The sequence below is a fragment of the Nonomuraea sp. NPDC050643 genome (assembly GCF_040654715.1).
Classification (GTDB): domain Bacteria; phylum Actinomycetota; class Actinomycetes; order Streptosporangiales; family Streptosporangiaceae; genus Nonomuraea.
The window spans coordinates 57497-64772 of sequence record NZ_JBFAIM010000078.1; the positions used below are offsets into that span (position 1 = coordinate 57497).

Genomic DNA, 7276 nt, shown 5'->3' on the forward strand with positions numbered 1-7276 from the left:
ATGAGCCCGCCCCGGGTCGCCGATGCGGGGAAAGTTCCCTCGTCAGCGGCCCTTAGTCGATGAAGTCGATGTTCGGGTGTCGCGGGGATTCGCCGTCGAACAGGTGCCGGTCCCGTCCGCGAAGGTGCAGATCGAAGAACGCGCCGATGTAGTCCCGTTGCGCGGCCAGCGAACGACGGGGATCGATGGTGCCGATCACCGCCTCACGCTTCTCCGGCGCCACGCGCGCGCCGAGTTGCGGCACGACGATCTGCAGATCGCTGTAGGCCATGTGCGTGCTGCCGCCGCGCAGGAGCAGATCCCGCTTCCAGCCTCGCTGGTTCGCCCAGAAGTCCGCCCAACTGCGGTCGAATTCGGGATTCCGGTGCGTGTGCTCGAGCGGTTTCCCGTTCTCGTCGACGCCCTCGGCACCCATCAGGAGGAACGGCCTGTCCAAGCCGCGTTTCGTGACTTCGCCCGGCACGTATGGACTTCCCGGGGGATAGCCGACCGCGGTCGCCATCGCGCCGTCCAGGTTGATCCCGGCGTCGATACGGCGGTCGTGGACCATCGTCTCGCCTGCGGTGAACCCGCCGTAGGAGTGCCCGTAGGCGCCGATCCGGGACAGGTCGAGCGACCGGCCGAGCCCGCGGGGGAGTGGCCGCTTCCCCGCGTCGGGGTTCTCGCCTCGGGTGATCTTCGTGAGCTGGTCGAGGACGAAGCGGCTGTCGGCGACCCGGGCGTCGAGCGCCTTCTTCTCGAATTCGGGGCTGTCACCCCCGGGCACCGCGAGTTCGAGCCGCCCGCCAGGAAACTCGACCGCCGCGCTCTCGTAGGTGTGCGAGAGCGAGACGACCACGTAGCCGCGGCTCGCCAGATCGTCGACGATCGCCGTGTACGTCTCCCGCGGCCCGCCGAAGCCGGGGGAGAAGAGCGCGACCGGCTTCGGCGCGCCGTGCGCCACGGGGACGCCGCTCTCGGCCCTCCGCTTCGCCGATGCCCAGTCGATGGAGCCGACCGGGAGATCGAGGTAGTCCTCGCCCGCCAGCGCCTGGTCGATGACGGTGCTCATGCCGGGCGTGAGCCACGGCGCCCGCGGGCCCTCGGCGAAGCGGTCCGCCGGGTAGGTGACGGTGACCATGAGTTCCCGGCGCCGTTCCGGTTTCCACGGATCGGGGCGGGACGGGTCGACGAGGTGGAGGTCGGTGGTGCCGATGTCGTACTGGCCGGTGAGGGCCGGTGCGGTGAGCTTGGCCTGCGTCGCCGCCACGGCGGGAGCGGTCGCGGTGAGCCCGCCCGCCAGCGCGAGGCCCGCGATCAGCGCCGAACCCCGCACCACCCTGGTGTGTCTCGATGACACTGCTGGAGTCCTTCCGATCGGGGCGGCACAGCGGCCGCCTGCTTCCGACTCTGGCAGCGCCCCGGCACCATGCGCATCCCTCTTCGGGATGGGGCGGTGCTCCTACCCGTGAAGGGCACGGCAGGTCGACGCGGCCCGGGGTGCGGCGCCACCTTGCCCGTGCCGATCAGTGTCCGGACGTCGAGGAACGGCGTCCCCGCACGTGGACCTGGTCGTACACCGGGCCCGTAGCCCGCCCGCACCTGATGTGAGGCCTTCGACCGCTGGTCCATCATGCGGCATCCTCGGCCCTGCCATGCCCCGGCCAGTTGACCGGCCCTCGATCGCTGCCAGGGCAAGCACGTCGGGGTTCGTCCGCCGTCACATCTGGTCGGCCAGCCCGTTGGCGGCTTCGACGGCGATGTCGATGGCGCGGGTCGCGAGTGGCGATTGGGTGCGTCCGGTCGGCCAGTACAGATACCACGTGGAGGCGGGCGTTGGTCGCAGCCGATGGATGCTGAGCCGGTCGTCGGACCAGACATCGGATCCGTGGAGGCCGAGCCAGGGCAGCACCGCCGAGCCTATGCCCGCCCGCACCATCGACACGATGGTTTCGTGGCCCGCGGTTCGGAACACGATCCGCGGCCGCGCGCCGGCGCGGGCGAGCGCCCGCTCCAACCATTTCTGGTGATCGGTGGGAGGCCAGGCGACCATCGGAGCATCGTCGAGCAACTCCACCCGTACTGGGCCATCGGGGAACACACCGGCGCGGGCCACCAGGAGGTACGGCTCGTCGAGCAGCTCGACGTGTTCGACGTCGCCTTCGATCCGGCCGTAGTGGAACAGCAGGTCGAGATCTCCGATCTGCGGATCCTCCGGCCCCACCTCGGACAGCCTGATGTCGCAGGCGGGGTGCTCCTCCAGCAGCCGGCGCACGACGGCGGGCAGGATGAGCTTGGTCGCGCCCTGGAAGGTGCCGATGTCGATCCGGCCGTTACCCGCCCTGAAACGATCGACGGCGTCGGCCAGCGCCTCGGCCTTCGTGAGCAGTTCGCGCCCGTGGGCCAAGACCACTTCGCCCAGGGGAGTGATCCGTACGGGCCGAGGACCTCCGGGCCGGTCGAAGACGGCACCACCGACGGCCTTCTCCAGCGCGGCGATCTGCTGGCTCACCGACGATTGGGTGTAGCCAAGCCGACCCGCGGCTCGCCCGAACGTTCCCTCCTCGGCGATGGCAGCCATGGTCTTCAGATGGCGCAGCTCGACGTCAGCCATAACGCAGTATCATAGCAAATAGCGATTGATATGATCGAAAGTCATCGCTTTTCTTGATGTGCCGGCCGACCCTAGGGTCAGCGACATGACGGTCTACGACACATCCATTCCGGGCGCGGCAGCGCTCGGCAGCCCACCACCCCGCCTGCGACTGGGCCTGCCCGACCTGGTCTGGGCCCTGGCGGCGACGCATTTCGTGAGTCGAGCCGGCGCGGTCGTGCAGTCGTTCCTCGTGCTCTATCTGACCCAGGAGCAGCATTTGACGCCGACGACCGCGGGTGCGGTGGTCGCGGCGGTCGGAGTCGGAGGCATCGGATCCCAGATGCTCGGCGGCTGGCTGGGCGACCGGATCGGCCGACGCCACACCATGCTGGTGGGGTTCCTGGGGACCGCCGTGGCGATCGTCGCACTCGGCTCGGCCGATACGGTGCCGGTGATCTGGGCGACGGCCGCTGGCGTCGGGCTGATGGCGGACCTGTTCCGCCCGGCTGGGTCGGCTGCGGTGGCCGACCTGCCTCCAGGGCAGCGAATCCGGGCCTTCGGGTTGCTGTTCTGGGCGGCCAACCTCGGCTTCTCCATCGCCACGGTCACGGCCGGGATCCTGGCTCAGCATGGGTACGGAATCTTGTTCTGGATCAACGCCACGGCCTCCGTCGTCGCGGCGTTGATCGTCTGGCACCGCGTTCCCGAGACCCGTCCGGCGACACCGAACCAGCCCCGGCCGGCGCTGCTGCCGAGGCTCCTGCGCGACCGACTGATGATCACCATGGTGTTGATCTACGTCGCCTACTTCACGCTGTTCCTGCAGACGTTCGCGACGCTGCCGCTGGTCATGACGGCGGATGGTCAGGGCCCTGCTGCGTACGGCGCGGTGCTGGCTCTGAACGGGATCATCATCGTCGTGGGCCAGCCACTCGCGGTACGACTGCTCGCCGGTCGCGATCCCAGCACAGTGCTGGGCGTCTCCATGCTCCTGGTGGGTGTCGGCGTCGGTCTGAGCGTCATGGTCCACAGCAGTGTCGCCCATGCCGGATCGGTCCTGGTCTGGAGCCTCGGCGAGATCGGCATCGCCGTCATGTTCGGCGCCACTTTCGCCGACCTCGCACCGGCGGACCTGCGCGGCAGGTACATGGGCGTCGCCTCCGCCACTTGGAGTTTCGGCGCCGTGTTCGGGCCGCTGGTCGGCACCGTACTGCTCAACCATGCTGGACGAGCGACGCTGGGAGCGGTGTGTGCGATCACCGGGATCGCTCTCTTCGCAGGCCATCGGGCGCTCGGCCCGGCCCTCCGCTGCCGAGCCGCAACACCGGACGAATGACGTCCATCGATCCGCTGCAGGCCACTTTCCTCAGGACGGCTGGCGCGCGCCGAAGGAGACGGTCAGTCATGACAACGACTACGGCCCGCGCCGCATCGGCGAACAGCCGAGGCAACCGGATGTTCGTCGCGACCGCGTTGCGACAGTCGGCGATGACCGGCCGTGAACTGCTGGGTGGGTGTCGCGATGGGAGGCGGGATCGGACTACTCCACCCTTATCGGGTGAACTCCCTGACGCTGATCTGCACCAGTCCCGCCCTCGCCGGCGGAGCGCATCCAAGCCCAGTTCGCCTCGCCGAGATCAGTACGGACGTACTCGTCCTGCACAGCACCGAAGATCGGCTGTTCCCGGCGAGGCGCTTGCCCCCTGGGTCCCGGACACGCGCCTTGTCTCGCTCGAAGGGGGCGGGCATCAGATGCCGGCGTGATCACCGAACCCCTGCGGCACAACGACCTCTCAGGGCTTGGACCGACCCCCGCGGTCCGTGGCGCCCGACAGGCTGAGACGACGTTGGACCCGCATTGTGGTCTGGTGCGGTGGCCCCGGGCACTGTCGGCTCGCGAGCTCGTCCAGTGAGCGGACGTGCCCGACTCCGACCCGAACAGATTCATGCCGCCGAGTCCCAACCGCTTTTCCCAGGTCCCGGCCAAGGGGCACAGGTCAGCCCCGCCTTCCTGCAAGCCGACCCGGCCATCTCACAGCCCGAGCCCAGCAGCCTGCCGTACCACCTGGCCGTGGTGGATCTGTGCCCTGTTGACCATGTGCTTGGACCGGTCGGCTGCCTGGGGCCGGCGCAGCAGGTCGGTGGCCACCCGGGCGGCGAGCCGCGGGCCAGGTCGTGGATGCGCTCGACCTGATGGCCGATTAGGCGCTTGGTTGCGCCGATGGCCCAGCGACGGGTATCGCTGGGCTCGTGCAACGGCGGTTCGGCGCGCTGGGCGTACCGTTCTTGTTGCGGTATGGGAGCTTAGCGCTCTGAATGCCGCACCTTCTGTGGTCTGCGTGCGGTTTGTGTGGACTGCCTTCTCACATCGCTGGACCGTCGCGGAGTACGCCGCGTACGGTGTCGAGCCGTACGCCCGGGTCGAGCTCCGCCAGCCACCAGGTCGCGCTGGCCCTCGCGTACGGCTCGGGATCGACACCGGGCGGCAGACTGATGGCGATGTCGTAGGAGGACATCTCGCCATGGCGCAGTTCGGTGAGGGTGGTGACGACTTCGGCGAGCTGGTCCGGGTGCTCGAGATTGACCGGGAAGAAGCCGTCGAGCTGGGCGGCCCGGCGGATCGGCTTGACGTTGCCCGGGAAGCCGGCGGCCCACACCGGCACGCCGGGCCGCTGAACCGGCCGCGGCAGGAACGCGATGTCGTCGACGGTGTAGTGCTCGCCGCGGTGGCGTACCGGCTCGCCGGACCAGGCGGCGGCCAGGATCGCCAAGGACTCGTCGAGCATCTGCCCGCGCCGCCTATCGTCGAGCTGCTCGCCGGTCTTGGACAGCTCGCCGGCGAACCGGTCGCTTCCGAGGCCGACGCCGAGGGTGAGGCGGCCGTCGCTGAGCCGATCCAGCGTCGCGGTCTCCCGTGCGACCTTGGCGGGCCGCCGACGGGCGAGTGTCGTCACCATCGGGCCGAGCCGCAGCCGCTCGGTCGCGGTCGCGATCGCCGTCAGCGTGATCCACGGGTCGGCGACCTGCCGGACCGGCGCCCGCCAGGACAGGTGATCCCACACGAAACAGCCGTCCCACCCGGCTTCCTCCGCGTCGGCGGCAAGGCGCGCCACCGCCCGCGGGTCGGCGAGGTCGTCGAAGAGCGGCAGCCAGAGTGCCGACCGTAGCCGGTTCATGGGCGGGCTCCGTCCGTGTGCCGCACCAGCGCCGACACGAAGTCGTTCCACACCGGCTCCGGCAGGTCATGCCCGGCCCCCTTCAGGACCAGCAGTTCGGCATCGGGGATCGCGTCGCGGAGTGCCTGGCCGTGCGGCAGCGGCAGGAAGGGGTCGTGGTCGCCGTGGACCACGAGCGTCGGCGCCGCGATGTCGCCAAAGCCGCCTCGGGCAGGCGCATCGAGCTCGATGGCGTAGTGGTTGGCCAGGGTCGAGGCGTAGCTCCTGGCGCGCGCCACGTCATGTTCGGCCAACGCGCGGATCGCGGCCTCGTCGAAGTACGGCGAGCCGCCGGCGAACGCCCTCGCGCCGGCGACCACGTACTCGACGACCGCGGCCGTGTCGCCGGAATCAGGCTCGGCCGGCATGGCCAGCCCGCTCGAGGGTGGTGGAAGGTCGTCGGCCCCGGTCGTGGCCGAGACGAACGTCAGCGACGCGACCCGGTCGGGATGGTCCACGCCGAGGATGAGTCCGCTCCCGCCGAACATCGACTGACAGACCACGTGGGCCCGCTCGATGCCCAGGGCGTCGTGGACGCCGAGAACGTCCAGGGCCAGGTCGGTGAAGGAGTACGCCGGCTGTCCCGGTGGGTAGCAGGTCGACCGGCCGGTGTCGCGATGGTCGTACCGGACCACGAACCGGTCATGGGCGGCAATGCGTTCGCACAGTTCGGCGTCCCACCACAGCATCGAGGCAGCGGCCCCGGCCACCAGCGTGATCGCCGGGGCGGCGCGGTCTCCGAAGGTCTCGACACACAAATCGACGCCGTTGATGTCGAGGAGTTGCTCGCCGTTGGACTGACTGGTGTTCATGTCCGGCACGCTATGGCCAGCAACTTCATCGTGAAAAGCGATAATTATCGATCCTTTTGATCGCTTGTGTTGATGAATGCGGGTAGTTGGGTATCGAGGAGAGGACGTCCACCCGCCTTCGACCTCGCACTCTTGCTTGCGGTGCCCCTGTCAACAATTGAGCGCGGCGGTGGCCTGGGGCTTGCCCGAGGCGCGGTCCAAAGCCACGGGCAATGTCCGCCCGTCGGCCACCCCGATCTCAATCGAGCTCGGCCCCGTCCATCGGACCGAGTCGAAGGCGACGCGGAGCCACCTCCTCCGTAGTCCGGCGGCGGCCCACGCCATCAGGAGGCAGGCCAGCGCACCGAGCGCGAACGGATGGTCCAGATATTCCTTCAAGAGCACCAGGTCGGAATCGTGGAAGTACACCAGAGCCGCGAGGCCGCCCACGCAGAGAGAGGCGGCCACCAGCACGAGTGAGCGAGCAGACATCACGGATCCCATCGGTAAGGTGCCACGAAGATCATGACAGCACCGCGGTTCTTGGGGTGTTGACCGAGGTGGCCGGAGTGTGCGGCCGGTGGGGTCAGCGGGTGGGGGTGTGGTTGGCGGCGCGGTCGAGGAGTTCGTTCAGCAGGGCCCGCTCGCCCGGGCTGTAGAGGTCGGTCACCTCGCCGAGCACGGCTTTCAGGGCC

Annotated in this window: 6 protein-coding genes; 1 reads left to right on the forward strand and 5 read right to left on the reverse strand. The window is 69.2% G+C overall.

All coding sequences use genetic code 11. The features are described 5' to 3' along the window. Positions 1-52: 52 nt before the first annotated feature. Complete coding sequence (locus AB0I15_RS56335) at positions 53-1339, reverse strand: lipase (RefSeq protein ID WP_358116525.1); 1287 nt, start codon at positions 1337-1339, stop codon at positions 53-55. A gap of 360 nt (positions 1340-1699) precedes the next feature. Then, positions 1700-2593, reverse strand: a complete 894-nt coding sequence (locus AB0I15_RS56340) for a LysR family transcriptional regulator (RefSeq protein WP_358116527.1) — start codon at positions 2591-2593, stop codon at positions 1700-1702. Between the two features lie 85 nt (positions 2594-2678). Here AB0I15_RS56340 and AB0I15_RS56345 point away from each other — a divergent pair, with 85 nt between their 5' ends. After that, the gene (locus AB0I15_RS56345) at positions 2679-3911 is read left to right on the forward strand and encodes an MFS transporter (RefSeq protein ID WP_358116531.1); all 1233 of its coding nucleotides are present in this window, start codon (positions 2679-2681) and stop codon (positions 3909-3911) included. A gap of 1027 nt (positions 3912-4938) precedes the next feature. On the opposite strand, the gene AB0I15_RS56350 is transcribed toward AB0I15_RS56345, so the two are convergent. From AB0I15_RS56350 to AB0I15_RS56360, 3 genes are all read right to left on the reverse strand, one after another. Beyond that, a complete protein-coding gene (locus tag AB0I15_RS56350; RefSeq protein ID WP_358116534.1) occupies positions 4939-5751 on the reverse strand; it encodes an LLM class flavin-dependent oxidoreductase in 813 nt (270 codons plus the stop codon). Beyond that, positions 5748-6602 carry an alpha/beta fold hydrolase gene (locus AB0I15_RS56355; RefSeq protein ID WP_358116537.1) on the reverse strand — a complete coding sequence of 285 codons (855 nt, stop codon included), beginning with the start codon at positions 6600-6602 and terminating at the stop codon, positions 5748-5750. The genes AB0I15_RS56350 and AB0I15_RS56355 overlap by 4 nt, the downstream gene beginning before the upstream one ends. A 150-nt stretch (positions 6603-6752) precedes the next feature. Next, on the reverse strand, positions 6753-7073 hold the full coding sequence (locus AB0I15_RS56360; RefSeq protein ID WP_358116540.1) for a hypothetical protein: 321 nt from the start codon (positions 7071-7073) through the stop codon (positions 6753-6755). Positions 7074-7276: the final 203 nt, after the last annotated feature.

Excerpts from the sequence above, each read along its gene's own strand:
- AB0I15_RS56340 (WP_358116527.1), bottom strand. The coding sequence starts at position 2,593 with ATGGCTGACGTCGAGCTGCGCCATCTGAAGACCATGGCTGCCATCGCC.
- AB0I15_RS56345 (WP_358116531.1), top strand. The coding sequence starts at position 2,679 with ATGACGGTCTACGACACATCCATTCCGGGCGCGGCAGCGCTCGGCAGC.
- AB0I15_RS56350 (WP_358116534.1), bottom strand. The coding sequence starts at position 5,751 with ATGAACCGGCTACGGTCGGCACTCTGGCTGCCGCTCTTCGACGACCTC.
- AB0I15_RS56355 (WP_358116537.1), bottom strand. The coding sequence starts at position 6,602 with ATGAACACCAGTCAGTCCAACGGCGAGCAACTCCTCGACATCAACGGC.
- AB0I15_RS56360 (WP_358116540.1), bottom strand. The coding sequence starts at position 7,073 with ATGTCTGCTCGCTCACTCGTGCTGGTGGCCGCCTCTCTCTGCGTGGGC.